The organism is Kitasatospora sp. NPDC096204, assembly GCF_044763205.1.
Lineage (GTDB): Bacteria > Actinomycetota > Actinomycetes > Streptomycetales > Streptomycetaceae > Kitasatospora.
Genome location: NZ_JBIWFT010000012.1, coordinates 22,341 through 47,018, shown reverse-complemented (window position 1 = coordinate 47,018; position 24,678 = coordinate 22,341). Strand labels below are relative to the sequence as shown.

Genomic DNA, 24,678 nt, shown 5'->3' with positions numbered 1-24,678 from the left:
ATGGCGGGAGCACGGCGACACGGCTTTGGTTCTTTGTCCCCCCGGGACAACGGGCGGGAACGGCCTACTGTTCCCGCCCGTAGCCCGAACGGGCCTCAGCCGCCGTAGACGTGCGGGGCGAGGGTCCCGATGAACGGGAGGTTGCGCAGCTTCTCCGCGTAGTCCAGGCCGTAGCCGACCACGAACTCGTTGGGGATGTCGAAGCCGACGTACTTCACGTCGATCTCGACCTTGGCCGCGTCCGGCTTGCGGAGCAGGGTGCAGACCTCCAGCGAGGCCGGACCGCGCGAGCCCAGGTTGCCCAGCAGCCAGGACAGCGTCAGACCGGAGTCGATGATGTCCTCGACGATCAGGACGTCACGGCCGGCGATGTCGGTGTCCAGGTCCTTCAGGATCCGCACCACACCGGAGGACTTGGTGCCCATGCCGTACGAGGAGACGGCCATCCAGTCCATGGTGACCTGCGAGTGCAGGGCCCGGGCGAGGTCGGCCATGACCATCACGGCCCCCTTGAGGACGCCGACGATCAGCAGGTCCTTGCCTGCGTAGTCCCGGTCGATTCGCTCGGCCAGCTCCAGGAGCTTGGCGTCGATCTCGTCCTTGCTGATGAGCACCTTCGCGAGGTCAGCGCCCATGTCGTTCTGGTCCACCGGGGATACGTCCTCAAACGTTCGGGGTCTTTGTGGCCGGCGGCCGGCTCCCCCGGGGCATGCCTCGCCCGTCAGTCGCCCTGCCGCCGAAAGACCAGCGTGCCACACCTGCGGGTGGCCTCGACGCCCCCGGGTAGGTGCAGCGGGCCCTGTCCGCGCCATCCGGTGACCAGCAGGTCGATCGTCTCCAGGTGCCGGGCGAAGAGGTCCCCGGCCGGACAGCCCGCCCGCAGCGCGGCCCGGCGCAGCACCCGGCGGCGCACCGCGGGCGGCAGTTCGGCCAGTTTCACGGCGTCCAGGGCCCCGTCGCCCGTACGGAGGTCGCGTTCGGCCAGAGAGGCCCACTGGTCGAGGGCGTCGGCGTCGTCGCGGAACAGCCGGGCCGTGCGGGCCAGCGCCTCGACCACTCCACCGCCCAGGTGCTTCTCCAGGACGGGCAGCACCTCGTGGCGGACGCGGGAGCGGGTGTAGGCGGGATCACAGTTGTGCGGGTCGTCCCAGACCGGGATCGACTGGGCGGCGCAGGCCTGCCGGGTGGCCGCCCGGTCCAGCTCCAGCAGCGGGCGGCGGTAGCGGCCCTTCTGGGCGGGCATCCCGGCCAGCGAGCGCGCGCCGGAACCGCGGGCCAGGCCCAGCAGCACGGTCTCGGCCTGGTCGTCCCTGGTGTGGCCGAGCAGCACCGCGATCGCACCGTGGCGGTCGGCGGCCTCGTCCAGGGCGGCGTAGCGGGCGTCCCGGGCCGCGGCCTCCGGGCCGCCGGTGCGGCCGACCCGCACCGGGACCGCCTCCACCGGGTCGAGGCCGAGCGTGCGCAGCCGGTCGGCCACCTGGGCGGCCCGCTCGGCGGAGCCGGCCTGGAGGCCGTGGTCGACGGTGACGGCGCCGACCCGCAGACCGATCTTGGGGGCCTCGAAGGCGGCGGCGATGGCCAGCGCCATCGAGTCCGCGCCGCCGCTGACGGCGACCAGGACCAGCGGCGAGCCGGGCGCGGCCGGGGTCCGGGGCAGCCCGGAGGGATGGCGCGCGGCGTTGCCGATCAGGGTGGTGCCGACCGCGGCACCCACCAGCGGCGCCCCGGCCGGGCGCTCGCGGGGCTCGCGCACGGGCGCGGTGAAGGTGGAACCGGCCTCGGCGGCGAGGTCGGTGAGCGTACGGCGAACGGCCAGGCGTATCGCGGCGACAGCGGGGTGAGGGCCCACGGCGGAAGACTCCTCGGCGGAGGGGGGACAGGACTCGCGGCGGACGCGGCGGGGACCGCGCACCGGCATGAACGCCCGGTTACGGGGCGCTCACAGATGGTGGCAGATAGTGGCCACCCACTACGCCACCCGCGCGCCCGCCGGCACCACCGTCCCACGTTCGGGTGAATGAAGAAACGCTTCTTCACCCGTCGTACGGCCGATTGGACCACTCGTACGAGCGGGTTTGACCGGCGCGCGCCGCTTGCCGTCCGGCTCCCGGCGCGCCCGCGTCACGACCGCGCGCTCAGCGGGCCACCCGGGCCACCCAGGCGGCCGGATCGTGGATCTCCTCCTTGGTCGGCAGGGTGTTCGGGGAGGTCCACACCCGGTTGAACCCCTCCATGCCGACCTGCTCCACCACCCCGCGCACGAACACCGCGCCGTCCTGGTACTGGCGCAGCTTGGCGTCCATGCCGAGCAGCCGGCGCAGCACCAGGTCGAGCCGGTTGGCACCGCGGTCCCGGCGCTGCTGGAACTTCTCCCGGATCTCGGCGACCGTCGACACCACGGCCGGCCCGACGCCGTCCATCACCACGTCCGCGTGGCCCTCCAACAGCGACATCACGGCCGTCAGCCGGCCGAGGATCTCGCGCTGCGCGGGCGACTGGACGACCTCCAGCAGGTTCCCGGACGAGGTGCGCTCCCGGCTTCCGCCGCCCGGCAGGCCGCCGAGCGAACCCGCCGCGTCCCGCAGCCGCTCCAGCAGGGCGCCCGGGTCGACGTCCGTCTCGGCGAGGAAGGACTGCACCTCGGACTGGATGTGGTCGCGCAGCCACGGCACCGCGGTGAACTGCGTCCGGTGCGTCTCCTCGTGCAGGCAGACCCAGAGCCGGAAGTCGGACGGGTCGACGTCCAGCTCCCGCTCGACATGCACGATGTTCGGCGCCACCAGCAGCAGCCGGCCCGGCCCGGGGCCGTCCGGCCCCAGCCGCGGCTTGTCGAACAGCGCGGCCGGGCTGTCCGGCGCCTCCAGCGGCGCCTCGGCCGGGGCGAAGGTCTCGTACTGGCCCAGCACCTTGGTGGACAGGAACGCCAGCAGCGCCCCGACCTCGATCCCGGTGGCCTTCTCGCCCACCGCCCCGAACATCCCGGCCGCCGCGCTGTTCGCCCGTCGCGCCTGGAGCTTCTCCACCAGCGGCTGGACGACCGTCCGGAAGCCCGCCACGTTCGCCCGGATCCACCCGGGGCGGTCCACCACCAGCACCGGCGTCGCCACGGCCTGGGAGAGGCTGGACGAGCGCATGCCGGTGAACGCCCGCACGTGCTCCTCCGCCGCCAGGGCGTGCCGGCGCAACTCGGCGACCACCGCCGCCGCTTCCTCCCGGCTCACTTCCGGACCCGGCCGCACCAACCTGGTCGCGGTTGCGACCGCGAGGTTCCAGTCGACCATGTCAGCACCGCCACTCGCGCTCGTCATGCCCTCACCGTACGTGCTCCCCACCGCCAACGGCAGCCACCCGCCGCCAACACCTCTCCGCCGAGGGCCCCGACGCACCGCCCCGGCCACGGCCGGGCACCGGCGGGGCCTCCCCGCGCCCGGCGGAGCGCCCGACGGAGCACCCGACGAACGGGGGCTGACGGCCGCCCGCCCGTGGCACCGCCGCCGGACGCCGGGTCAGTGGCAGCCGCAGGTGGTGAGGCGGGCGGCCACGCGGTCCATGGCGGCGCGGGCGGTGTCGGCGGGGGCGGTGGTGCGGGTCATGACGGCGAAGGCGAGCAGCCGGCCGTCGGCGTCGACGGCGGTGCCCGCGAGGGTGTTGACGCCGCTGAGGGTGCCGGTCTTGGCGCGGATCAGGCCGGCCGCGTCGGCGGCGCCGGACCCGGAGCCGTAGCGCTTGTTGAGGGTGCCGGTGAAGCCGGCGACCGGGAGGCCGGTGAGCACCGGGCGCAGGGTGGGGTGCTGTTCGGAGGCGGCCAGCACGAGCAGTCGGACCAGGACGGCGGGCGGGATCGCGTTGCCCGGGTGCAGGCCGCTGCCGTCGTTGAGGACCGCGTTGCCCATCGGCACGCCGAGCCGGGTGAGTTCCTGGGTGACGGCGGCCGCGGCGCCCTCGAAGCTCGCCGACTGGTGGGCGGCGACGGCGACCTGACGGGCGATCGCCTCGGCGAGCTGGTTGTCGGAGGTGGTCAGCAAGCGTTCGACCAGCCGGGAGACCGTCGGCGACCGGACGTCGGCGAGGGGTATCGCGCCGGAGGGGGCCGGGGCGGCCGCGGGCGCGACCTTGCCCGTCACGGCGACGCCCCGGGCCCTGAGCAGTGCGGCGAAGGCCTCGGCGGCCGCGGCCGCCGGGTCGGCGACCCGGTCCGGCGCGTCGTCCCGGCTCTTCGGGTCCACCCTGCCCTCGTCCACCATCAGCGGGACCACCAGGGCGATGTTCTGCGCGTCGTGGTTGCGGTGCTGCGGGCTGCCCGCGTACAGCGACAGGTCGTAGTCCAGCCGGACCGACGTGACGCCGATGTTCTTGAGGCCGTCGGCGGTCTGCTGGGCGAGGAGGTCCAGCGAGGCGGGGGCGGTGTCGGCGTCGGCCGGCTGCCCGCCGATCTGCACCTGGTCGGCGGGCAGCGCGGTGAGCGTCGGGTCTCCGCCGCCGACCAGGGTGATCGCGCCCGGGTCCGCGCCCCGGACCACCCGGGTGTGCAGCCGGGTGTCGCCCGGGATGAGGGACAGGGCCGCGACCGCGGTGGCCAGTTTGGTGGTGGAGGCGGGGGTGGCCGGGGTGTTCTCCCCGGATCCGTACAGGAGTTGGCCGGTTCCGACGTCCGCGACGGCGACGGTGACCTCGCCGAGGCTCCGGTCGGCGAGGGCGGCGGCGAGCGCCTGCTGGAGGCCCTGGGCGGTGGGGACGGCGGCGCCGGCACCGCCCTCGACGGCGGCCAGGACGGCGCCGGGCGCGGGGGCCGGGCGTGCACCGGGCGCGTCGCCGCCGGCGGCGGTGGGCGAGGTGGCGCCCGGTTGCGCGGCCCGTTGGGCGGGCGTGCCGCCCGGCCCCGTGCTCGGGCCGTCGCCCGGCCGGGACTTGGCGCCGCCCTTCCCGTGGTCGCCCTTCTTCCCGTCGCGGCCGTCCCGCCCGTCGTGGTCCCCGTCCTCGCCCTGCCCGGCGCTGTGTCCGCCCGGCGCCGGGGACGGCTGCGCGTACGCGCCGCCCGAGGTCAGGACCGTACCGACGACCAGCAGCGCCGCCCCGAACAGCCCCGCGGCCGTCCCCCCGCGGCGGCGCGCCGCCCCTCCCCCTGCTCGCACCGACCGGCCCCTTTCCCGAGCACTCACTCCCGTAGGAGACACTTGGATTCTGTCAGTCCCTACCTTGGAGGAACCGTTGGAGTTCGACGTCCTTATCGAAATCCCGAAGGGCTCTCGTAACAAGTACGAGGTCGACCACGAGACCGGCCGTCTGCGGCTCGACCGGATGCTCTTCACCTCGACCCGCTACCCGGCCGACTACGGCTACGTCGAGGGCACGCTCGGCGAGGACGGCGACCCGCTGGACGCCCTGGTCATCCTGGACGAGCCGACCTTCCCGGGCTGCCTGATCAAGTGCCGCGCCATCGGCATGTTCCACATGACCGACGAGGCCGGCGGCGACGACAAGCTGCTCTGCGTCCCGGCGACCGACCCGCGCTGGGAGCACCTGCGCGACATCCACCACGTGTCGGAGTTCGACCGCCTGGAGATCCAGCACTTCTTCGAGGTCTACAAGGACCTGGAGCCGGGCAAGTCCGTCGAGGGCGCCAACTGGGTCGGCCGCGCCGAGGCCGAGGCCGAGGTCATCGCTTCGATCAAGCGTCTGGCGGAGCAGGGCGGCCACTGAGCCGTCGTTCCGATCTCATTCGATCGAGGGCGGTTCGAGGCAGGTCGGGACAGCCAGGGGCCGGGGCCCGCGGATTCCTCCGCGGGCCCCGGCCCCTGTCGTGTCCGAGCCCGGCCGGTGCCGGGAAGGTCAGTCCTCCAGCCGGAAGCCGACCTTGATGCACACCTGGTAGTGCTTGATCCGGCCGTCCTCCAGGTGGCCCCGGACCTGCGAGACCTCGAACCAGTCGAGGTTGCGCAGCGTCCGGGAGGCCCGCTCCACCCCGTTGCGGATCGCGGCGTCGACGCTCTCGGTCGAGGACCCGACGATCTCGGTCACCCGGTACACATGGTCGGTCATGGCGGACTCCTCAGCTGTGCGACGGCCCCCGGTCCACCGTGCACCGGCCCGGGTCCGCCCGCACCCCGACAGCCCCCGGGACAGGGGGCTCCGGAGGGCCGCCCGCGCCCCGCCGGGCAGGGGCCCTAGAAGGCCGCCCGCACCTCACCGACCGGCAGGCCGCCGCCGAGCAGCGGAGCCGCGCCGATCCGCTCGACGGTCCCGTCCGCCCCGGTCACCCCGAGCCGGCGCAGCGCGGCCGCCAGCACCGGGCCGCGGGCCCGCTCGGCGCCGTCCTCGATCTTGAAGGCCAGCGCCCGCCCGTCCGGCAGCGCGACCACCTGGACGGCCTCGGCGCCCATCTTGGACAGCGCGCCCGGCACCGCCCGCATCAGCCAGGTGTCGGCCCGGCGGGTGCCGGCCACGTACTCGGGGTGGGCGCGCATCGCGTCGGCGACGCGGCGCGGCCCGGTGCCCTCGGCGGCCAGCAGCAGGCCGCGGTAGCCGCGCGCCAGGCCGGTCAGCGACACGGCCAGCAGCGGCGCGCCGCAGCCGTCCACCCCGGCGTGCACGGCGGTCTCGCCGGTGGCCTCCTCCAGGGCCTCGCGGGCCAGCAGCTGGATCGGGTGGACCGGGTCGAGGTAGCTCGCGGTGTCCCAGCCGTTGGCGGTGCAGGCGGCCAGCCAGCCGGCGTGCTTGCCCGAGCAGTCCATCAGGATCGGGGCGCGCCCGCGGCCCGCGGCGAGCAGCAGCTCCGCCTCGGTCTCGTCCAGCGGGAGGTCGGCCGGGGTGCGCAGGGCCGACTCGTCGAGCCCGGCGGAGCCGAGGATGCTCCGCACACCATCGAGGTGAAACGATTCTGCAGAGTGGCTGGAGGCCGCCAGCGCCAGCAGCTCGCCACCTATCGCGAGCCCGGCCCGCAGCGTGGCCACCGCCTGGAACGGCTTGGCGGTCGACCGCGGGAAGACCGGGGCGTCCGGGTCGCCGAGCGCGAACTCGACCGAGCCGTCGGCCGCGAGCAGCACCAGGGAGCCGCGGTGACGGCCCTCGACGAAACCGGAGCGCACGACCTCGGCGAGAACGGGCGCGGTGACGGGCAGGGACATGGCGGATGAGCCTTCCGGGGGCGAGGGTGGGCCGGGAGCGAGCCGGGTCCCACCACCCGCGGCGGCTCACCCGGTCAGAGCGGCCCACCTGCGAGTAGGTCGTCGACCCGTGCCTCCCCATCACGGTACCTGCGGGTGATCTCGGCATTGCAACCGTCGGCCGTGCGCAGCAGCCGCTGGCGCCGTCCCGACACCTCGCGCTCGTGCGCCCGCAGCCGCTCCAGGGCGGCCAGCAGCTCCTCGGCCGGGTGCGCGGCCAGGTCGGCGAGCTGGACGTCGCCCATCAGCGCGTCCGCCTCCAGCCGGGACTCCTCGGTGCGCGGCGGGCCGAGGGTGACGTGCCGGGCCGAGCGCCGCACGGTGGAGGGCGCGTCGGTCAGGATGGCCGGCAGCCGGTCCAGCAGGTCGCCGGGGACGAGGTCGGGGCCGGACGGGCCGGCCGTACGGACCGGGCCCACCCCGGGCCGCCGGTCGAGTTCCGCGCGCAGGATGTCCATCCGCCCGTGCAGCAGCCGCCGCAGGTAGGACAGGTCGGCCTCCTGCTCCAGGGTCTCCCGGCGCAGCACCCGCAGCTGCTCCAGGCCCAGCCGCTCCAGATCGGGCTCGGCCTCCGCGCCCGCCGCCGGACCGTACGGGCCCCCCGGATCCCGCACCACCGGCCCGAACCGGTCCCGCGCCGCGCTGCTCGCGTCCATCACCCAACCACCTGACGTCGTCCGATCCCGCCCGCTCGCGGCACCCCGTCCCTGCCGCCGGTCCGGCCCGGCCCCCGACGGGCCGGGCGTCCCGTCCACCGGCACCCCCGGGAGCCCCGGGAGGGTCCGGTCCCCGGCCGCGACCGCCCACCGGACGGCACCGCCAGACGCCTGACCTACCGGCTCGACCGCCCGGCCGAACCCGGCCCGGCGCGGCGGACCTCCTGGCGCCCCGGACCCTTCGTACGGTCCACCAGCGTGCCACCCCTCCCGGCGCGCGCGCACCGCCCGTGCACCCGAACGGCCCCCTGGCGAACGGGGGTGGCTGATATGACCGGTCCTTTTCGCAGCAAGAGCAGCGCCCGATTCAGCGCAGGCGCGCACTCCAGGGCGTGCACGACCTTTGCACGCGCCCCTGGTGTGCGCCCTGAGGAGGCCGCTGAGGCGGACGGGAAGGGTGCGGCGGGCTCCCGGGGCACGGCCGGCGCGCGGCGGCGGATGCTCCTCGGGGGCCCTCCCGGGGGCCCTGTGGCGCTCCGGCACAATGGCGGCATGCGAGCAGTGGTGCAGCGAGTGACCGAGGCCCGGGTGACCGTGGCCGGTGAGACCGTCGGCGCGATCGAGGGGCCCGGGCTCTGTGTCCTGGTCGGCGTCACCCACGACGACACCCCCGCCAAGGCCGCCCAACTGGCCCGCAAGCTCTGGACGCTGCGGCTGCTGCCCGCGAACGACGAGGGCGTCGAGCAGAGTTGCTCCGACCTCGGCGCCCCGCTGCTGGTGATCAGCCAGTTCACGCTCTACGGCGACGCCCGCAAGGGCCGCCGCCCCACCTGGAACGCCGCCGCCCCCGGCCCGGTCGCCGAGCCGCTGGTGGACGAGGTGGTGGCACAGCTGCGCGCACTGGGCGCGAAGGTGGAGACGGGCCGGTTCGGCGCCGACATGCAGGTGGCGCTGGTGAACGACGGCCCGTTCACCGTCCTCGTCGAGGTCTGACCGCGCCGGGGCCGGGCGGCCCCGGCCACGCGGCGGTCTACTGGGGGACGATCACGTCCTGGGTGCCCGGCACCGTCCCGGCCAGCAGCACGGCGTCCACCGGGACGTTCCGCTTGACGATCGCCAGCGCGATCGGCCCCAGCTCGTGGTGCCGGGCCGAGGAGGTCACGAAGCCCAGCGCCCGCCCGTCCGGGTCGGTGGCCAGCCGCACCTCGGTGCCGTGCGGGGGCAGTGTCTCCTCGGTGCCGTCCAGGTGCAGGAAGACCAGCCGGCGCGGCGGGCGGCCCAGGTTGTGCACCCGGGCGACGGTCTCCTGGCCGCGGTAGCAGCCCTTCTGGAGGTGGACGGCGGTGCGCAGCCAGTCCACCTCGTGCGGAATGGTCCGGTGGTCGGTCTCGAAGCCCAGCCGGGGCCGGTGGCCCTCGATCCGCAGCGCCTCGTACGCCCAGACCCCGGCCGCCGGGCCGTACCCGGCGGTGAGCCGCTCCAGCTCGCCGCGCGGCACGAACAGGTCACGCCCGTACGGGAGTTCGCGGACGGCGGCGGCACCCTCGACGGCGGCGGTGGAGCCGGCCGGCAGGTGGACCACGGCGTACTCGGCGGTCGCGTCGGCGACCTCCACCCGGTAGAAGAACCTCATGCTGTCCAGGTAGGCCACCAGCGCCTCCTGGGTGCCAGGCTCGACGTGCGCCCAGGTGGTGGTGCCGTCGTCCACCAGGTAGAGCGCGTGCTCGACGTGCCCGTTCGGGGACAGCACCAACGCCTCGGCGGCCTGCTGCGGCGGCAGCTCGCTGACGTGCTGGGTGAGCAGCAGGTGCAGCCAGGAGAGCCGGTCCGGGCCGGTCACGGTGACCACGCCGCGGTGCGAGAGGTCCACGAAGCCCGCACCCTGCGACAGGTTGCGTTGCTCGCGGAAGATGTCGCCGTAGTGGGCGGCGACGCCTTCGTCGGCCCCCTCGGCGGGGACGGCTCCGGGCAGGGAAAGCAGCGGGCTCTTCACACCGGTCATACCGGCCAGCTTACGACCGCCCCTCGGCGAGCTTGGCGGTGCAGTCCGCACAGCGGCCGAAGATCGCGAAGTGCTTGAGGTCGGTGTCGAAGCCGTACCGCTCGCGCAGGCTGTCGACCAGCGGCTGGGCGATCTCGGTGCCGGTCTCGGTGACCTGCTCGCAGTCCCGGCAGACCAGGTGCAGGTGGTGGTGGCGGCCGGCCAGGTGGTAGGTCGGGGCGCCGTGGCCGAGGTGGGCGTGCGAGACCAGGCCCAGTTCCTCCAGCAGCTCCAGGGTCCGGTAGACGGTGGAGATGTTGACGCCGCTGGCCGTCCGGCGGACGTGGCAGAGGATGTCGTCGGGGGTGGCGTGGTCGAGTTCGTCGACGGCCTCCAGCACGAGCTGGCGCTGCGGGGTGAGTCGGTACCCGCGTTCGCGCAGGTCGGCCTTCCAGTCGCCGGAGAGCTGCCAGTCGGTGGTGCCGGTGTCCGCCACGGTACTGTCCCTGCCAATGGTCGGGGGTCCTGGATGCAAGTGTAGGGACCGGCCCGCGGCCGGTCCCTACCTCGTGCACCGAAGTGCCGGTCGTGCGACCGGCCTACTTGAAGAACGCGATGCCGTCGTCCGGCAGGTCGTTGATGTCCTTGATCAGCTGGGCGGGGCTGAGCACCTTCTTCAGCTGCGCGGACATGTACGGGCGCAGCGGCACGTTCGGGGCGGCCTTCTCGCCGACCCAGAGCAGCTCGCCGTTGACGAAGCCGTACAGCCGCTTGCCGCCCGAGTACTCCGGGGAGCCCTCGATCCGGGCGACGGCGTCGGTGGAGACGTCGACCTGGGGCTTGCCGTCGGCCAGCTCGCCGTACCAGATCTCGACCGTGCCGTCGTCGCGGACGGAGGAGATCTCGATCCCCCGGGCGCCGCTGGTGCCGTCGTGGTTGCTGGTGATGCGCCAGAACGCGTGCTCGTTCTCCAGCGGGCGGACCTTCTCACCCTCCTCGTTCAGCACCCAGGTGCGGGAGCGGAACTCCAGGAAGGGGCGGCCGTCGTGGCGGATCACGATCTCCTGGCCGAAGTTGCACTTCTCCGCGCCGGGGAAGTCGAAGACGCCCGCGCCCTCCCAGGTGCCGAGGAGGAAGGCGAGCGGGACGACGTCCCTGTGGAGGTCAGAGGGGATCTCGATCATGTTCCTGGTCGCTGTTCTCGTCGGTGTGGGACTGCCTCAACCGTACGGCAGGCTCAGCGCTGGCCCTGGTACAGCTTCATCACCGAGAAGATGGCGAACCAGGTGATCAGCACGGCCATGAGGGCCAGCAGACCGTCGAAGAAGATTTCCAGACCGGACACGGGGGGCTCCCAGGCGGCGACAGTGTGGTGGATTTTGCTCCGCTCACTCTATCCGCCGGGTTCCGGGCGGTCGCGGTGAGCCCCACCACGTCGCGGTTCGCGCCGTGCTCCGCCGCCTTCCCGTCGCCTTCCCGTCGCTGCCCAAGCTTTGCCCAAGGGTTCCGGGGATGCCGGACGGCGGGGGTGGCGGGCGCTCTATGGTGGCGCCATGTCGAAGAAACTGGTCATCAAGGTCACCGCAGGGGCGGACGCGCCGGAGCGGTGCTCGCAGGCGTTCACGGTGGCGGCGGTGGCCGTCGCCAGCGGGATCGAGGTCTCGCTCTGGCTGACCGGGGAGTCCTCCTGGTTCGCGCTGCCGGGCCGGGCGGCGGAGTTCGAGCTGCCGCACGCGGCGCCGCTGCCGGACCTGCTGGAGTCGATCCTGGCAGCCGGCTCGGTGACGCTGTGCACCCAGTGCGCGGCCCGGCGCGGGATCGAGCAGAAGGACACCGTCGAGGGCGTCCGCATCGCGGGCGCCCAGGTCTTCGTCAGCGAGATCATGTCGGACGGCGTCCAGGCGCTCGTGTACTGACGCCCGCCGTGCCCTACGGGCGCTGCTCGTGGTCGGGGCGGTCCCGGTCGTGGCCGGGTTCGTCCCACTTCGGGTCGTCCCAGCGCGGGTCGTCCCACCAGTCGTCGTCCGGGTCCCGCTTGTTGGCGAACACCGCGGCGGCGGGCGGGATGACCATCGCGACCACGCACATGCCGATCGCCGCGCCGACCGAGAAGAACCGCACCACACCCCAGGCCATGACGAACAGGCCCAGGCACACGCCCATCATGGCGAAGTAGTAGCGACGCCGCCGCTTTGCCTGCACCCCTCCACGGTACGGCCGAGGGCCCCTGCACGGCAGGGGCCCTCGGGGTGCTCCGGAGTCGTTCCGACCGGGGTCAGACCGCGATCGCGACCTCGACGGCGGTGCCCTGGGAGGCCACCACCTGACGGTCCACGGTCTGGCCCGGCACCAGCGCGCGCAGGGTCCACTTGCCCGGGCGGGCGAAGAACCGGAACTGGCCGGTCGCCGAGGTGGGCACCTCGGCCGTGAACTCGTTGTTCTCGTCCAGCAGCCGGACGTAGCCGTTGACCGGCTCACCGTCGCGGGTCACCGAACCCTGGATGATCGTCTCGTTCGCCACGTCAACTCCTGCCAGGTCCGGGCCGCCGGCCTTCGCACCGCACATGTCTGTGATTTCCCTTCTGACTTACGGGTCGAGCCGGGGGCTCAGTTGCTGCCGAGCTCGATCGGCACGCCGACCAGGCTGCCGTACTCGGTCCACGAGCCGTCGTAGTTCTTGACGTTCTCCTGGCCGAGCAGCTCGTGCAGCACGAACCAGGTGAGCGCGGAGCGCTCGCCGATGCGGCAGTAGGCGATGGTGTCCTTCGCCAGGTCGATGCCCTCGGCCTCGTACAGCGCCTTGAGCTCGTCGTCGCTCTTGAAGGTGCCGTCGTCGTTGGCGTTCTTGGCCCACGGGATGTTGCGGGCGCTCGGCACGTGGCCGGGGCGCTGCGACTGCTCCTGCGGGAGGTGCGCCGGGGCGAGCAGCTTGCCGGAGAACTCATCGGGCGAGCGGACGTCGACCAGGTTCAGGTCGCCGATGGCGGCGATCACGTCGTCGCGGAAGGCGCGGATCGAGGAGTCGGCGGCCTGCGCCGTGTACGAGGTGGCGGGGCGGGCCGGCACCTCGGCGACCAGGTCGCGGGAGTCCAGCTCCCACTTCTTGCGGCCGCCGTCCAGCAGGCGGACGTCGCCGTGGCCGTACAGCTTGAAGTACCAGTAGGCGTACGAGGCGAACCAGTTGTTGTTGCCGCCGTACAGGACGACGGTGTCGTCGTTGGCGATGCCCTTGGCGCTGAGCAGCGCCTCGAAGCCGGCCTGGTCGATGAAGTCGCGGCGGACCGGGTCCTGGAGGTCCTGCTTCCAGTCGATCCGGACGGCGTTGCGGATGTGGTTCTTGTCGTACGCGGAGGTGTCCTCGTCGACCTCGACGATGACGACCTTCGGGTCGTCCAGGTGGGCCTGGACCCAGTCGGCGTCGACCAGGACGTCGCTGCGGCTCATGGTGGTGATCTCCATCCGAGGGCGGTTGTGCGGAAGGTGCTGCTCAGGAGGGGTGCTGCAGGGGCCCGGGCAGGAGCGGTCCGAAAATCCGTCCGAATAATGGGACGAGGGGGCGGACCGGTGCGGCCGGGCGGTGAACTGCGGAGTACCTCGGGGACCACCCGCTCACAGAGCCGGGCACGGTCACCGGGAAGATCGGCGGCGGGCGTCAACTGCCCTGCCGGGGCGCCGAGTCAGCGCATTCGACACAGACAGGCGGCCACGCGGCACAGGTCTACCGCCCGCCGCTTCGTGAGGTCCGTCTGTCGCTTCATGCCGACGATGCTAGGGACACCGGAGGCCCGCTGTCATCAGCGTTTCGAATAATGGGATCGAAACGACCGAATGATGGGATTTGCCCTCGGCGCGGCCCGCCGGGGCCCCGCCGGAAGCCCTCCGGCGGCGCGCGCGGGGCGGAAACGACACCGCTCCACGGTCCGCGCTGGACAGCGCGTCTCGCGGAGCGGAACGATTCGGCAGGGCCCGGCACGGGCCGGGATCAGCCCAGGAGCTTGACGTCCTTGCCGTCGAAGGTCAGCTGGAGGCCCTCCGGCAGCGGCGTCACACCGCCGCTCCCGCCCTCCTGGTCGGCCAGCTTCAGGCCGGCCGGCAACGAGTCCAGGGTGAAGCTCATCGGCTCGATCTGCTGGCCGGTGGCACCGGCCACCATCCCCGCGAGCGAACTCAGCCGGAAGCCGTCCACCGTCACGGTGTTGCCCTTGTTGTGCACGGTGCCCTCGCCGATCGCGATCGGACCCAGCGCGGCCTTGACCTTGCCCGGGCCCGCGTAGGACAGGCTCAGCCGGGAGTTGCCACCCACCGGCAGCTTGGCCCCGTGCAGCAGTTCGGAGGCGGGCGGCAGCAGCTGCGCGAGGTCCTGGTAGGAGATCACCCCGCTGCCGGTGCCGCTGTCCACCGTGGCGCTGCTCATGCTGTCGCTCACCTTGACCCCGGAGAGCTGCGCCTTGAAGGAGTGCAGCGCCACCCGGTGGCTGCCGTCGCCGACGGTCAGGCCGTCCGAGGAGATCCGGACGTCGTCCAGCTTCTTCGACACCACCTGGGTAAGGAACGGGAAGCCCTCGATCGAGACGTCCGGGCGCTGGCTCATCCGGCCGCTCTTCACGATCCGGTCGGCGGCCTCGTCCTCGGCCACGCCGACCGCGATCCGGTCGGCGCCCAGCAGCAGGCCGGAGAGCACCACCAGGCCGATCGTGGCCTTCAGCCATCCGCGCATCGTGTCCCCCGTCGTCGCCGGTCGCTGTGGTCGTTCGTCGGTCGTCGTTCGTCGTTCGTCGTCAGTCGTCGTTCCACGGCGGTCGCAGGACACGTCCGCCCTCGCACGACCGTACGACGTCCGGCCCCGGAACATGGTTCCGGGGCCGGAATCCGACCTGGGGCCTGGCGCGGAAGGGTCAGGCCAGCAGCTCGGTGGCGATCCAGATCAGCGGCGCCGCCACCGCCAGCGGCAGCGCCACGCCCGCCGTCATGTGCACGAAACGGGACGGGAAGTCGTACGCCGCGACCCGGCGGCCGACCAGCGCGCCCAGCCCGGCCAGCCCGCCGAGCGCCACCGGCGCCCCGACCAGCAGGCCCAGCGCCACCGCCGCGGCCAGGCCCAGCACCGGGCCCAGCTGCTTCGGCCCGGGAAGCGGCGCCGCGGCCAGCAGGGTGGCCAGCGCCACCGCACCCACCGCGGCGGGCACCCAGTCGGCCAGCAGCAGCATGGTGCACAGCGCCGTCACCACGGTGGCCGAGCCGAGCACGGTCAGCGCGTAGAAGCGCTCCTTCGGGTCCGACGGGCGGAACGTCTGCAGCACCAGGACGAGCAGGAAGAACCCACCCAGGGTGCCGACCACGGCCGCCACACCACCGTCGGAGTCCGCCAGCAGCACCGCCACGTCCGCCGTGAAGCCGGCCAGCGCGGCGAGCAGGATGCCCTGCCGGGCCGGCCACATGCCGTTCAGCCGGAACCAGCCGGCCGCCGTCAGCAGCTGGAGCAGCGCCACCACCAGGGCCAGCGCGACCTGGCCGAGCGCGGCGCCGCCGGCCAGCAGGGCGGCCACGCCGGCGGTGATCAGGGCCGGTTGCAGGCCCGGGTCGATGATCGGCGAGCCGGTCCGGCCGCGCGGGCCGGCGGGCGGGACGGCCTGCACCGGCCCGGCCTGCGGCGGGGCGGCCGCGTACGCCGGTACGGCCTGGCCCTGCGGGCCGGGGAGACCGGGGACGGTCGGACGCTTGAGCGTCATGGTCGGCGGGTCGAAGGCCTCCGCCGGCTGCGGCACGGGGGCCGGCTGCGGCGCCGGGGCCGCGTGCCTGGCCCGCGGCCTCGGCGGCTGCTGGAGCTGGATCGTCGGGTCCGGCTGGGGCTGCACCTGCTGCTCCGGCTGCCGCCGCCGCGGGGGCTGCTGCTGGTGCTGGGGGGCCTGCGACTGCTGGAGCCGGATCGTCGGGTCCGGCTGGGGCTGCACCTGCCGCTCCGGCTGCCGCCGCCGCGGGGGCTGCTGCTGGTGCTGGGGGGCCTGCGACTGCTGCTGGTGCTGTTGGTACTGCGGCGGCTGCTGGTGCCGCGGCGGCGCGACCGGCGCCGGACCGGACACCACCACCGGCGGCAGCAGCGCCGTCGCCTCGGCGTCGTCGAACGCCGGCACCGGCGGCAGCAGGGTGGTCGCGGCCGCGTCGTCGAACGCCGGCACCGGCGGCAGCACCGCGGTCGCCGCGTCGTCCACCGGGTAGCCGTACGGCGGCTGCGCGCCGGGCTGCTGCGGCGGGAAGTACGGCTGCTGCCCCTGGGGCGGGTACGGCCGCTGCTGCGGGTGGGGCTGCTGCGGCCACTCGCCGGAGCCGCCGCGGTTCGGGTTGTTCATGTCCGTCACGCCGCTCAGCCTCCCGCGAACGGCGGGAGGACCTCCACCGTCCCGCCTTCGGTCAGGGCGACGGCCGCGTGGTCGCGGCCGCCCACCTGGGCCCCGTCGACCAGGTACGAGCAGTGCCCGAGCAGCCGGACGAGCTTCGGCCGGTCGGCGTGCCGCTCCTTGGCCGCCGCCAGCGCCTGCGCCAGGGTCGCCGCCTCGTACGGCTCCTCGGCCAGCCCGGCCTCGGACTTCGCCGCCGCCCAGTAGCGGATCGTCCCGCGCACCCGGGCGCCGCTCGCGGGCTCGGTGGTCGCGCCCATCGGGCCACCCCTTCTCGTCGTCCTCGCCCGGCCCCGGTGCCCCGGTCCGGCTCGCCACCGCGACGGCCGCCCGATCACCCGAACGATGGACCCGAACAGCGCCTCCGATGTGCGTCCCATGATGGCGTGTCCGCCACCACGAGCGGCAATCGCCCTGGCCGAACGGCCGGGCGGCACCCGGCGGCCTCCCACCGGACCGCCACCGGGGGCGCCGGACCGGCGTTCGACGCTGTGTCCAGCCTCACCCGGCGCACGCCCGATTTGGGCGAACCGCCGGATTCGGGCACTCCCGGCCGAGAAGACGGTCGGCTATCCTCGACCACCAAGAGGGATCCGGGCAGAGTCGCCCCCGGGTCCTTTTGTGCTTCCAGGACGCCAGTACGGACGTTCTTGCGATTCGTCGGCCCACCCCCGGCGCACCGCAGGGACCGCCCCGCCTGACGCGGCACAACGACGTGCCCCGGCCGGCCGGGGCATCGCCACCCGGCACCGGGCCGCCACCCGGCACCGGACAGACCGGAGGGTTCGCGGTGAGGAACAGGGCAGAAACGGTGCGCCAGGGGTTGCGGGACCCCCGGCCGACCCGCCGTCGCGCCCTGTACGCCGTCCGCGCCCCCGGTTCGCCGCGGCCGGCCGTCGTCCCTTCCTCCCCTCCAGCACGTGCGCCATCCGGCTGTGGCGGCAGCCGTAACGCGACCGCGACGACCCGGAAAGGGGACCACCGGGCATGAGTTCTCTCCTCCTCCTCACCAATGCGCTGCAACCCTCCGCAGAGGTGCTGCCCGCCCTCGGACTGCTGCTCCACAACGTCCGGGTGGCGCCCGCCGAGGGCGCGGCCCTGGTCGACACCCCGAGCGCGGACGTCATCCTGGTCGACGGCCGACGCGACCTGCCGCAGATCCGCAGCCTCTGCCAGCTGCTGCGCTCCACCGGCATCGGCTGCCCGTTGATCCTGGTCGTCACCGAGGGCGGCCTGGCCGCCGTCACCGCCGAGTGGGGCATCGACGACGTCCTGCTGGACACCGCCGGCCCGGCCGAGGTCGAGGCCCGGCTGCGGCTCGCCCTCGGCCGCCTCCAGGTCGTCACCGACGACAGCCCGATGGAGATCCGCAACGGCGACCTCTCGGTCGACGAGGCCACCTACTCCGCCAAGCTCAAGGGCCGGGCGCTCGACCTCACCTTCAAGGAGTTCGAGCTGCTCAAGTACCTCGCCCAGCACCCGGGCCGGGTGTTCACCCGGGCGCAGCTGCTCCAGGAGGTCTGGGGCTACGACTACTTCGGCGGCACCCGGACGGTGGACGTGCACGTCCGGCGGCTGCGCGCCAAGCTCGGCGTCGAGCACGAGCAGCTGATCGGCACCGTGCGCAACGTCGGCTACCGCTTCGTCGTCCCGGAGAAGCCCGAGAAGGGCGAACGGCCGGAGCTCGCCCAGCGGCCCGCCCCCCTGGACGCCTGAGGCACGGGTCCGTCCGGCCCCGGTCCGGGGCCGGACGGACCGCCGGTCGCCCGGCTTGTCCGGTTCCTCCCGGAGCCGCCCGCCGGCCTGCCGGACAAGGCCTCCGGTCCCACTGCCGCCCCGGGGGCCACACGCGTAGACTCCCCCCGTGGCCAAAGTGACGCGCGACGATGTAGCCCGGCTGGCTGGTACCTCGACCGCGGTCGTCAGCTACGTCATCAACAACGGGCCGCGCCCGGTCGCGCCCGCGACCCGGGAGAAGGTCCTCGCGGCGATCGAGCAGCTCGGCTACCGGCCGAACAGCGTCGCCCAGGCGATGGCCTCCCGGCGCACCAACCTGATCGGCATGGTCGTCCCGGACGCCCGCCAGCCCTTCTTCGCCGAGATGGCGCACGCCGTGGAACGGGCCGCCTCCGAGCGCGGCAAGCTCGTGCTGATCGGCAACTCCGACTACGTGGACGACCGCGAGGTGCACTACGTCCGCGCCTTCCTCGGGATGCGCGTCTCCGGCCTGATCCTGGTCAGCCAGGGCCCCTCGCAGCGCGCCGCCGAGGAGTTCGCCGCCATGGAGGGCGCCAAGGTGGTGCTGCTGCACCGCCGGCCCGAGGCGATCGACGACGTCGCGGTGGTCACCGACGACGTGGCGGGCGCCGAGGCGATCGTGCGCCACCTGCTGGAGGTGCACGGACACCCGTACGTGGCCTGCTTCGGCGGCCCGGTCGAGTCCCCCGCCCCCGGCGACCCGGTCATCGACCACGTCGAGGGCTGGCAGCGCGCCATGGACGCCCACGGCATCCCCACCGAACCGCACCTGATCGACGCACCTTTCCACCGCTACGGCGCCTACGACGTCGCGCTCGGCGTGCTCCGCTCGCCGGACCGGCCGCGGGCGATCTTCTGCTCCACCGACGACCAGGCGATCGGCGTGCTGCGGGCCGCCCGCGAGGTCGGCCTGCGGGTCCCGGAGGACCTCGCGGTGGCCGGCTTCGACGACGTGCCCGAGGCCGCGCTCGCCGACCCGCCGCTGACCACCGTCGCCTCCGACCGCGACGCGATGGCCAGGGCCGCCGTGGACCTGGTGCTGGACGACTCGCTGATGGTGCCGGGATCGGACACCGAGCGGGTCCGCACCTTCCCGTCCCGGCTGGTCATCCGCCGCTCCTGCGGCTGCGACGGCACCGCCCCCGGCCGGTCCGTACCGGAGTAACCGGTTCCGCTCGACAGGCGGCCTGACCAGGCTTTATGAGAACCCAACGGGCTTCTCTCCCCGTTCTGAGCCGGTTCTCATCCACTCCTCATGCACCGGGCCGAGCTTGGTCGGCATGAGCGAACAGCAGCAGCACCCCAGCGAGCAGTACGACCCGTACCAGCCCCACCGGCCGTACGACCCGTACCGGGCCCACGAGCCCCGGGTGATCGAGGGCACCGTGCTCGGCGCCGGCCCGGCCGCGGACGTCCCCGGCACCACCGGCGGCGCCACCGCCGGGTACAGCTACCGCGAGGACCACTCCGACGGCGGCTTCGACGGCCCGCCGCCGCCCCCGCCGATCCCGCCCGAGCCGCCCACGATCCTCGGCCCCGGCGCCCCCGAGGGCCGCGGCCACCACGGCAGCCGGGCCCGGCGCGGACTGCTGCGCGGCCGGCTCGCCATGGTCACCGCCGTCGCCGCGGTCGCCGCCGTCCTCGGCGGGGTCACCGGCGGGCTGGTCGCCGCCGACCGGCAGAGTTCCGACAACCGCGTCGGCACCATCGCCAGCCCGGTCTCCGCCCGCTCCGACGGCAGCGCCGACGTGGCCGCCATCGCCGCCGCCGTCTCGCCCAGCACCGTCCAGATCACCGTCAAGACCGGAAACGGCACCGCCACCGGCACCGGCGTCGTCCTGGACACCGACGGCCGGATCCTCACCAACTACCACGTGATCGACACCGCCGCGACCGGCGGCGGCCGGATCACCGTCACCTTCAAGGACGGCTCCACCGCCCAGGCCACCGTCACCGGCACCGACAAGGCCCTCGACGTCGCCGTGATCACCGCGACCGGCGCGAAGAACCTCACCCCCGCCGTCCTCGGCGACTCCTCCACCGTGGCCATCGGCGACCCGGTCGTCGCCATCGGCAACCCCGACGGCCTCACCGGCACCGTCACCTCCGGCATCATCAGCGCCGAGAACCGCGACGTCACCGTCCAACTCGACGAGGGCAGCACCAGCAACAACGGCGGCTTCGGCCTGCCCTTCCTGCCCGGCCTGCGCGGCACCGCCCCGCAGTCCACCAGCGGCAGCACCACCACCTACAAGGCCTTCCAGACCGACGCCGCGCTCAACCCCGGCAACTCCGGCGGCCCGCTGATCAACGCCAACGGCCAGGTCATCGCCATCAACTCGGCGATGTACGCGCCCGGCGGCTCCGGCTCCTCCGGCAACGGCTCGGCCGGCAGCGTCGGCCTCGGCTTCGCCATCCCGGTCAACGACATCAAGCAGGTCCTGCCGAAGCTCGAAGCCGGACAGAGCCTGTGAGCCACACTCCCTGAGACGGACAATTGCTCCCAGCAGGCCCTCCAGCCGACGAGAACCCGACGAGAAAGGGCACCCGCCCATGACCCCGTCCGCCGACGACCGCACCACCGCCGAGGCCGCCCACCCCTCCGCCCGGCTCCTCGTGGTCGACGACGAACCCGCCCTCCGGGACGCCCTGGAGAGCAGCCTCGCCTTCGAGGGGTACGAGGTCGCCACCGCCACCGACGGCTACGAAGCCCTGGAATCCGTCGAACGCGACCGGCCCGACCTCGTCCTGCTGGACATCATGATGCCCCGGATGGACGGCCTCACCGCCGTCCGCCGGATGCGCTCGCGCGGCGACACCGTCCCGGTGCTGATGCTGACCGCCCGCGACGCCGTCGGCGACCGCGTCACCGGCCTCGACGTCGGCGCCGACGACTACCTCGCCAAGCCCTTCGAACTCGACGAACTCCTCGCCCGCGTCCGCGCCCTGCTGCGCCGCAACGCCCTCGCCGCCGAGGCCGCCGCCCGCGCCGCCGTCGAGGACGAGAGCGAGGTGCTCGCCTTCGCCGACCTGCGGATGAACACCGCCACCCGCGAGGTCACCCGGGCCGGCAAGCCGATCGAGCTCACCCGCACCGAGTTCATGCTGCTGGAGATGTTCCTCTCCCACCCGCGCCAGGTCCTCACCCGCGAACAGATCCTCAAGGCGGTCTGGGGCTTCGACTTCGAGCCCTCCTCCAACTCCCTGGACGTGTACGTGATGTACCTGCGCCGCAAGACCGAGCAGGGCGGCATGCCCCGACTGATCCAGACCGTGCGCGGCGTCGGCTACGCCCTGCGCCCGGCCTCCGGCACGAGCGCGTGAACAACGTCCCGCCCCCTCCGTTGGCCCCTCCGCCGGCTCCGCCCCGCACACCGGGGCTCCGGCAGCGCCTGGTCCACTGGTACCGCTCCCGCTCGCTGCGCGGCCGCCTCACCTTCCTGAGCGCGGCCGCGGTGGCGGTGGCCATCGCGCTCTCGGCGCTGGCGTGCTGGTTCATCGCGGAGAAGCAGCTGTACGGGCAGGTGCGGGCCGACCTCGCCGGCGCGACGCTGCCGCCGCCTCCCCGGGTGCCTCTCCCGTGCTACCCGACGGCGGAACAGGCCCTGGCGGAGCAGCCGACGAGCCTCACCACGGAGAACGGCGGCGCGGTGGCCCGGGACACCCAGTACGTGGCGGCCAACCCGTCGGGCGTCTGCCTGCCGCCGAACGCGACCAAGGCCATCGTGGTCCAGCCCGGCGACCTGACCGGGTTCAAGCTCAAGAACGGCGAGTCGATCATCCGCGACGGCCGGTTCACCGACGGGACTCCGGCGGTCGTCCGGATCTCCCCGACCCGCACCGGATCACGCCCGGCACTGCTGATGGTGGCCACCTCCACCCAGCCCGTCGAGGACTCCCTCCAGGGCCTCGCCATCCTGCTCGGCTCGGTCTCCGCAGGCGGCATCCTGCTCGCCGCCATCGCCGGCCGCCTGGTCGCCCGCTCCGCCCTGAAGCCAGTCGACCGGCTCACCGACGCCGTCGAACACATCGCCAGGACCGAGGAGGTCGGCACCACCATCCCGGTCCGCGGCGACGACGAGATCGCCCGCCTCTCCACCTCCTTCAACTCCATGAGCACCGCCCTCGCCAACTCCCGCGAGCGGCAGACCCGGCTGATAGCCGACGCCGGACACGAACTGCGCACCCCCCTGACCTCCCTGCGCACCAACGTCGACCTGCTGATCCGCAGCAACGACACCGGACGCCCGCTGCCCGCCGCGACCAAGACCAAGCTGCTCGGCAACATGAAGGCGCAGATGCAGGAACTCACCGTCCTGATCGGCGACCTGCTCCAGCTCTCCCGCCCGGACACCCCGAAGAGCGGCCCGACCCCGACCGTGGTCGCCCTGCACGAGATCACCGGACGGGCCGTCGAACGGGCCGAGCTGCGCGGCCCGGGGCTGGTCTTCGAGACCGCCACCGAGCCCTGGTACGTGCACGGCGACGCGGCCGGGCTGGAACGGGCCGTGATCAACCTGCTGGACAACGCGGTCAAGTACAGCCCGCCCGGCGGCACCATCGACGTCCGGCTGCACAAGGGCGTCCTGACCGTCCGCGACCACGGCCCCGGCATCCCGCCGGACGAGCTCCAGTACGTCTTCGACCGGTTCTGGCGCTCGCCGTCCTCGCGCCAGCTGCCCGGCTCCGGCCTCGGGCTCTCGATCGTCGCCCAGAGCGTCCGGGAGGCCGGCGGCGAGGTCACCCTCGGCCCCGCCGCCGACGGCGGCCCGGGCGCGCTGGCCACCGTCCGCCTGCCCGGCGGCCCCGCCCCGGAATGACGGAAGGGCGGGTGGGGGCGCCCCGACAGCGCTCCCACCCGCCCCTGTGGCCGGCTCACGGTCAGTCGATGGTGCTGCCCGGGCCGATGACCTTGATCCGGTCCTGCGCCGGGGCCTGGAGCGGCGCGGCCGCCGAGCTGTGGGCACCCAGGTAGGCGGTGAAGACGTCCAGGTCCGAGGCGCCGACCAGCTTGTCGGTGCCGGCCGCGAAGGCCGGGAAGCCGTCGCCGCCGCCGGCCAGGAACTCGTTGGCCGCGACGCGGTACGTGGCGGCCGGGTCGACCGGGGCCCCGTTCAGCCGGACCGAGTCCAGGACCACGCGGTCCGCACCGGTCTTGCGCATGTCCAGGGTGTAGTGCAGGTTCGAGGACACCTGGAGGATCTTCGGCGCGGCGGCGTTGGAGCCGCTCACCTGCTGCTGGAGCAGCTGGATCAGCTGGGCGCCGGTCAGCGTCTTGACCTGCATCATGTTGGTGAACGGCTGGACGGTGAACGCCTCGCCGTAGGTCACCACGCCGTCGCCCTCGCCGCCCGAGGCCTTGTAGACCAGGTCGGAGCGGATGCCGCCGGGGTTCATGAAGGCGACCTGCGCGCCGCCCTTGCCGGCCGGGGCCAGCCCGGCGAGCTGCGCGTCGGCGATCACGTCACCGAGCGGCTTCTCCGGGTCGCCGTTGCCGCGGCCGTTGATGTCCGAGGCGATGTAGCCGATCGGACGGTTGGCGATCGGGGCGGCCAGCTTGGAGTAGTGGTCCACCAGCGCCGTCATGTCGGGCGCCTTCTCGACCGTGCGGCGCACCACGTGGTTCTCGGCCTTGACCGAGGGACGCACGATCTCGCCGGTGGTCTTGTCCAGCTTCATGTCGATCTCGGTGAACAGCCGGCCGAAGGAGGCGGCGCTGGTCACCGAGCGCGGGACGCCGTTGGGGTCGGGGATGTTGCAGGCGTACGCGTTGTGGGTGTGGCCGGTGACGATGGCGCCGACCGCCGGGTCGATCTTCTTCGCGATGTCGACGATCGGGCCCGAGACGCCCTGGCCGGCCGCGCCGCAGTCGTAGTTGTAGACGCTGCTGGCCGGGTAACCGCCCTCGTGGATCAGCGCGACGATCGAGTTGACGCCCTTGGCCTTGAGCTCGGCGGCGTACTTGTTGATCGTGGTGACCTCGTTGGCGAACTTCAGGCCCTTGACGCCCTCGGCGGTCACGATGTTCGGCGTGCCCTCCAGGGTGACGCCGATGAAGCCGACCTTCACGCCCTGGGACTTGGTGATCCAGTACGGGGCCAGCAGCGGCTTGCCGGTCTTCTCGTCGGTGACGTTGGCCGACAGGTAGTTGAAGTTGGCGCCCTTGAAGGTGCGACCGGGCTCGTAGCAGCCGTCGGTCGGGTGGCAGCCGCCCTCCTGCATGCGCCGCAGCTCCTGCGCGCCCTCGTCGAACTCGTGGTTGCCCACGGAGGTGACGTCCAGGCCGAGCTTGTCCATCGCCTCGATGGTCGGCTCGTCGTGGAAGAGCGCCGAGGTCAGCGGGCTGGCGCCGATGATGTCGCCGGCGGCGACGGTGATCGAGTCGTCGGCCGGGATGCGCGCCTTGCGCAGCTCGGTGGCCAGGTACTCGATGCCGCCGGCCGGGGTGGCGACCTCCTTGCCGGTGGCCGGGTCGATCTCCTTGATCGTGCCGGACGAGCCGGCCGGGGGCTCCAGATTGCCGTGGAAGTCGTTGATCGCCAGCAGCTGGAGGTTGACGGTCTTGTGGCGCTTGGCGTTGGCGTCGGCGGCCTGGGCGGCCGTCGGCACGACCACCGTGCCGAACAGACCTGCGGCGGCGACGACGGCGAGCGCCGTCCGTCGGGATCTGACGGTGAGCATGAAGGGTTCCCCTGCACCTTGGAAGGAGCACCGGCTGTGGACAG

Annotated in this window: 26 protein-coding genes; 8 read left to right on the top strand and 18 right to left on the bottom strand. The window is 73.5% G+C overall.

The window, feature by feature from the left end; all coding sequences use genetic code 11:
- Positions 1-95: 95 nt before the first annotated feature.
- The 4 genes from hpt to dacB form a co-directional block, all read right to left on the bottom strand.
- The gene (gene hpt / locus ACIQ87_RS15410) at positions 96-650 is read right to left on the bottom strand and encodes a hypoxanthine phosphoribosyltransferase (protein WP_030059589.1); all 555 of its coding nucleotides are present in this window, start codon (positions 648-650) and stop codon (positions 96-98) included.
- A 71-nt stretch (positions 651-721) separates the two neighbouring features.
- Entirely contained in the window at positions 722-1,849 is a 1,128-nt protein-coding gene (tilS, locus tag ACIQ87_RS15405; RefSeq protein ID WP_402406182.1) for a tRNA lysidine(34) synthetase TilS, read from the bottom strand.
- Positions 1,850-2,135: 286 nt separating this feature from the next.
- Positions 2,136-3,308, bottom strand: a complete 1,173-nt coding sequence (locus ACIQ87_RS15400; RefSeq protein WP_402406180.1) for a zinc-dependent metalloprotease — start codon at positions 3,306-3,308, stop codon at positions 2,136-2,138.
- A gap of 198 nt (positions 3,309-3,506) precedes the next feature.
- Positions 3,507-5,132: a D-alanyl-D-alanine carboxypeptidase/D-alanyl-D-alanine-endopeptidase gene (gene dacB, locus ACIQ87_RS15395; protein ID WP_402406178.1), complete on the bottom strand. Its 1,626-nt coding sequence runs from the start codon at positions 5,130-5,132 to the stop codon at positions 3,507-3,509.
- A gap of 76 nt (positions 5,133-5,208) precedes the next feature.
- On the opposite strand from dacB, the gene ACIQ87_RS15390 reads away from it, so the two are divergent.
- Entirely contained in the window at positions 5,209-5,700 is a 492-nt protein-coding gene (locus ACIQ87_RS15390) for an inorganic diphosphatase (RefSeq protein WP_402406492.1), read from the top strand.
- Between the two features lie 129 nt (positions 5,701-5,829).
- On the opposite strand, the gene ACIQ87_RS15385 is transcribed toward ACIQ87_RS15390, so the two are convergent.
- The 3 genes from ACIQ87_RS15385 to ACIQ87_RS15375 all read right to left on the bottom strand — a co-directional run bounded on the left by ACIQ87_RS15385 (position 5,830) and on the right by ACIQ87_RS15375 (position 7,819).
- Positions 5,830-6,039, bottom strand: a complete 210-nt coding sequence (locus tag ACIQ87_RS15385) for a dodecin (RefSeq protein ID WP_030288965.1) — start codon at positions 6,037-6,039, stop codon at positions 5,830-5,832.
- Between the two features lie 125 nt (positions 6,040-6,164).
- A complete protein-coding gene (locus tag ACIQ87_RS15380) occupies positions 6,165-7,124 on the bottom strand; it encodes an asparaginase (RefSeq protein ID WP_402406176.1) in 960 nt (319 codons plus the stop codon).
- Positions 7,125-7,198: 74 nt separating this feature from the next.
- On the bottom strand, positions 7,199-7,819 hold the full coding sequence (locus ACIQ87_RS15375; protein WP_402406174.1) for an ABC transporter substrate-binding protein: 621 nt from the start codon (positions 7,817-7,819) through the stop codon (positions 7,199-7,201).
- 552 nt (positions 7,820-8,371) lie between these two features.
- Here ACIQ87_RS15375 and dtd point away from each other — a divergent pair.
- The gene (gene dtd / locus ACIQ87_RS15370; RefSeq protein ID WP_224283110.1) at positions 8,372-8,812 is read left to right on the top strand and encodes a D-aminoacyl-tRNA deacylase; all 441 of its coding nucleotides are present in this window, start codon (positions 8,372-8,374) and stop codon (positions 8,810-8,812) included.
- A gap of 37 nt (positions 8,813-8,849) precedes the next feature.
- On the opposite strand, the gene ACIQ87_RS15365 is transcribed toward dtd, so the two are convergent.
- The 3 genes from ACIQ87_RS15365 to ACIQ87_RS15355 form a co-directional block, all read right to left on the bottom strand.
- The gene (locus ACIQ87_RS15365; protein ID WP_402406489.1) at positions 8,850-9,812 is read right to left on the bottom strand and encodes a YgfZ/GcvT domain-containing protein; all 963 of its coding nucleotides are present in this window, start codon (positions 9,810-9,812) and stop codon (positions 8,850-8,852) included.
- Positions 9,813-9,831: 19 nt separating this feature from the next.
- A complete protein-coding gene (locus tag ACIQ87_RS15360) occupies positions 9,832-10,296 on the bottom strand; it encodes a Fur family transcriptional regulator (protein WP_402406172.1) in 465 nt (154 codons plus the stop codon).
- 103 nt (positions 10,297-10,399) lie between these two features.
- On the bottom strand, positions 10,400-10,984 hold the full coding sequence (locus tag ACIQ87_RS15355) for an FABP family protein (protein ID WP_402406171.1): 585 nt from the start codon (positions 10,982-10,984) through the stop codon (positions 10,400-10,402).
- 369 nt (positions 10,985-11,353) lie between these two features.
- Here ACIQ87_RS15355 and ACIQ87_RS15350 point away from each other — a divergent pair, with 369 nt between their 5' ends.
- Positions 11,354-11,716, top strand: coding sequence for a DsrE family protein (locus ACIQ87_RS15350; RefSeq protein WP_402406169.1), 363 nt, complete (start codon positions 11,354-11,356; stop codon positions 11,714-11,716).
- 13 nt (positions 11,717-11,729) lie between these two features.
- Here the strand turns inward: ACIQ87_RS15350 and ACIQ87_RS15345 are convergent, their stop codons facing one another.
- The 7 genes from ACIQ87_RS15345 to ACIQ87_RS15315 form a co-directional block, all read right to left on the bottom strand.
- The gene (locus ACIQ87_RS15345; protein ID WP_402406167.1) at positions 11,730-12,002 is read right to left on the bottom strand and encodes a DUF3099 domain-containing protein; all 273 of its coding nucleotides are present in this window, start codon (positions 12,000-12,002) and stop codon (positions 11,730-11,732) included.
- Between the two features lie 73 nt (positions 12,003-12,075).
- On the bottom strand, positions 12,076-12,366 hold the full coding sequence (locus ACIQ87_RS15340; RefSeq protein ID WP_030288989.1) for a DUF1416 domain-containing protein: 291 nt from the start codon (positions 12,364-12,366) through the stop codon (positions 12,076-12,078).
- 41 nt (positions 12,367-12,407) lie between these two features.
- Positions 12,408-13,244 carry a sulfurtransferase gene (locus tag ACIQ87_RS15335; protein ID WP_402406166.1) on the bottom strand — a complete coding sequence of 279 codons (837 nt, stop codon included), beginning with the start codon at positions 13,242-13,244 and terminating at the stop codon, positions 12,408-12,410.
- A gap of 233 nt (positions 13,245-13,477) precedes the next feature.
- Positions 13,478-13,558 (bottom strand): Ms5788A family Cys-rich leader peptide, encoded by an 81-nt coding sequence (locus tag ACIQ87_RS15330; RefSeq protein WP_350517234.1) that lies wholly within the window; start codon positions 13,556-13,558, stop codon positions 13,478-13,480.
- Positions 13,559-13,782: 224 nt separating this feature from the next.
- A complete protein-coding gene (locus ACIQ87_RS15325; protein ID WP_402406164.1) occupies positions 13,783-14,517 on the bottom strand; it encodes a DUF2993 domain-containing protein in 735 nt (244 codons plus the stop codon).
- 178 nt (positions 14,518-14,695) lie between these two features.
- Positions 14,696-16,156 carry a hypothetical protein gene (locus ACIQ87_RS15320; protein ID WP_402406162.1) on the bottom strand — a complete coding sequence of 487 codons (1,461 nt, stop codon included), beginning with the start codon at positions 16,154-16,156 and terminating at the stop codon, positions 14,696-14,698.
- A 5-nt stretch (positions 16,157-16,161) separates the two neighbouring features.
- Entirely contained in the window at positions 16,162-16,455 is a 294-nt protein-coding gene (locus ACIQ87_RS15315) for a MoaD/ThiS family protein (RefSeq protein ID WP_392882623.1), read from the bottom strand.
- A 727-nt stretch (positions 16,456-17,182) separates the two neighbouring features.
- Here ACIQ87_RS15315 and ACIQ87_RS15310 point away from each other — a divergent pair.
- The 5 genes from ACIQ87_RS15310 (at position 17,183) to ACIQ87_RS15290 (ending at position 22,773) form a co-directional block, all read left to right on the top strand.
- Positions 17,183-17,911 (top strand): response regulator transcription factor, encoded by a 729-nt coding sequence (locus tag ACIQ87_RS15310; RefSeq protein WP_402406160.1) that lies wholly within the window; start codon positions 17,183-17,185, stop codon positions 17,909-17,911.
- Between the two features lie 148 nt (positions 17,912-18,059).
- Positions 18,060-19,118 (top strand): LacI family DNA-binding transcriptional regulator, encoded by a 1,059-nt coding sequence (locus ACIQ87_RS15305; RefSeq protein ID WP_402406158.1) that lies wholly within the window; start codon positions 18,060-18,062, stop codon positions 19,116-19,118.
- 115 nt (positions 19,119-19,233) lie between these two features.
- A complete protein-coding gene (locus tag ACIQ87_RS15300) occupies positions 19,234-20,427 on the top strand; it encodes a S1C family serine protease (protein WP_402406156.1) in 1,194 nt (397 codons plus the stop codon).
- A gap of 79 nt (positions 20,428-20,506) precedes the next feature.
- Positions 20,507-21,277, top strand: a complete 771-nt coding sequence (locus ACIQ87_RS15295) for a response regulator transcription factor (RefSeq protein ID WP_402406154.1) — start codon at positions 20,507-20,509, stop codon at positions 21,275-21,277.
- A 20-nt stretch (positions 21,278-21,297) separates the two neighbouring features.
- The gene (locus tag ACIQ87_RS15290; RefSeq protein WP_402406152.1) at positions 21,298-22,773 is read left to right on the top strand and encodes an ATP-binding protein; all 1,476 of its coding nucleotides are present in this window, start codon (positions 21,298-21,300) and stop codon (positions 22,771-22,773) included.
- A gap of 61 nt (positions 22,774-22,834) precedes the next feature.
- Here ACIQ87_RS15290 and ACIQ87_RS15285 read toward each other — a convergent pair whose 3' ends face one another.
- Positions 22,835-24,634, bottom strand: coding sequence for a bifunctional metallophosphatase/5'-nucleotidase (locus tag ACIQ87_RS15285; protein WP_402406151.1), 1,800 nt, complete (start codon positions 24,632-24,634; stop codon positions 22,835-22,837).
- Positions 24,635-24,678 lie beyond the last annotated feature (44 nt).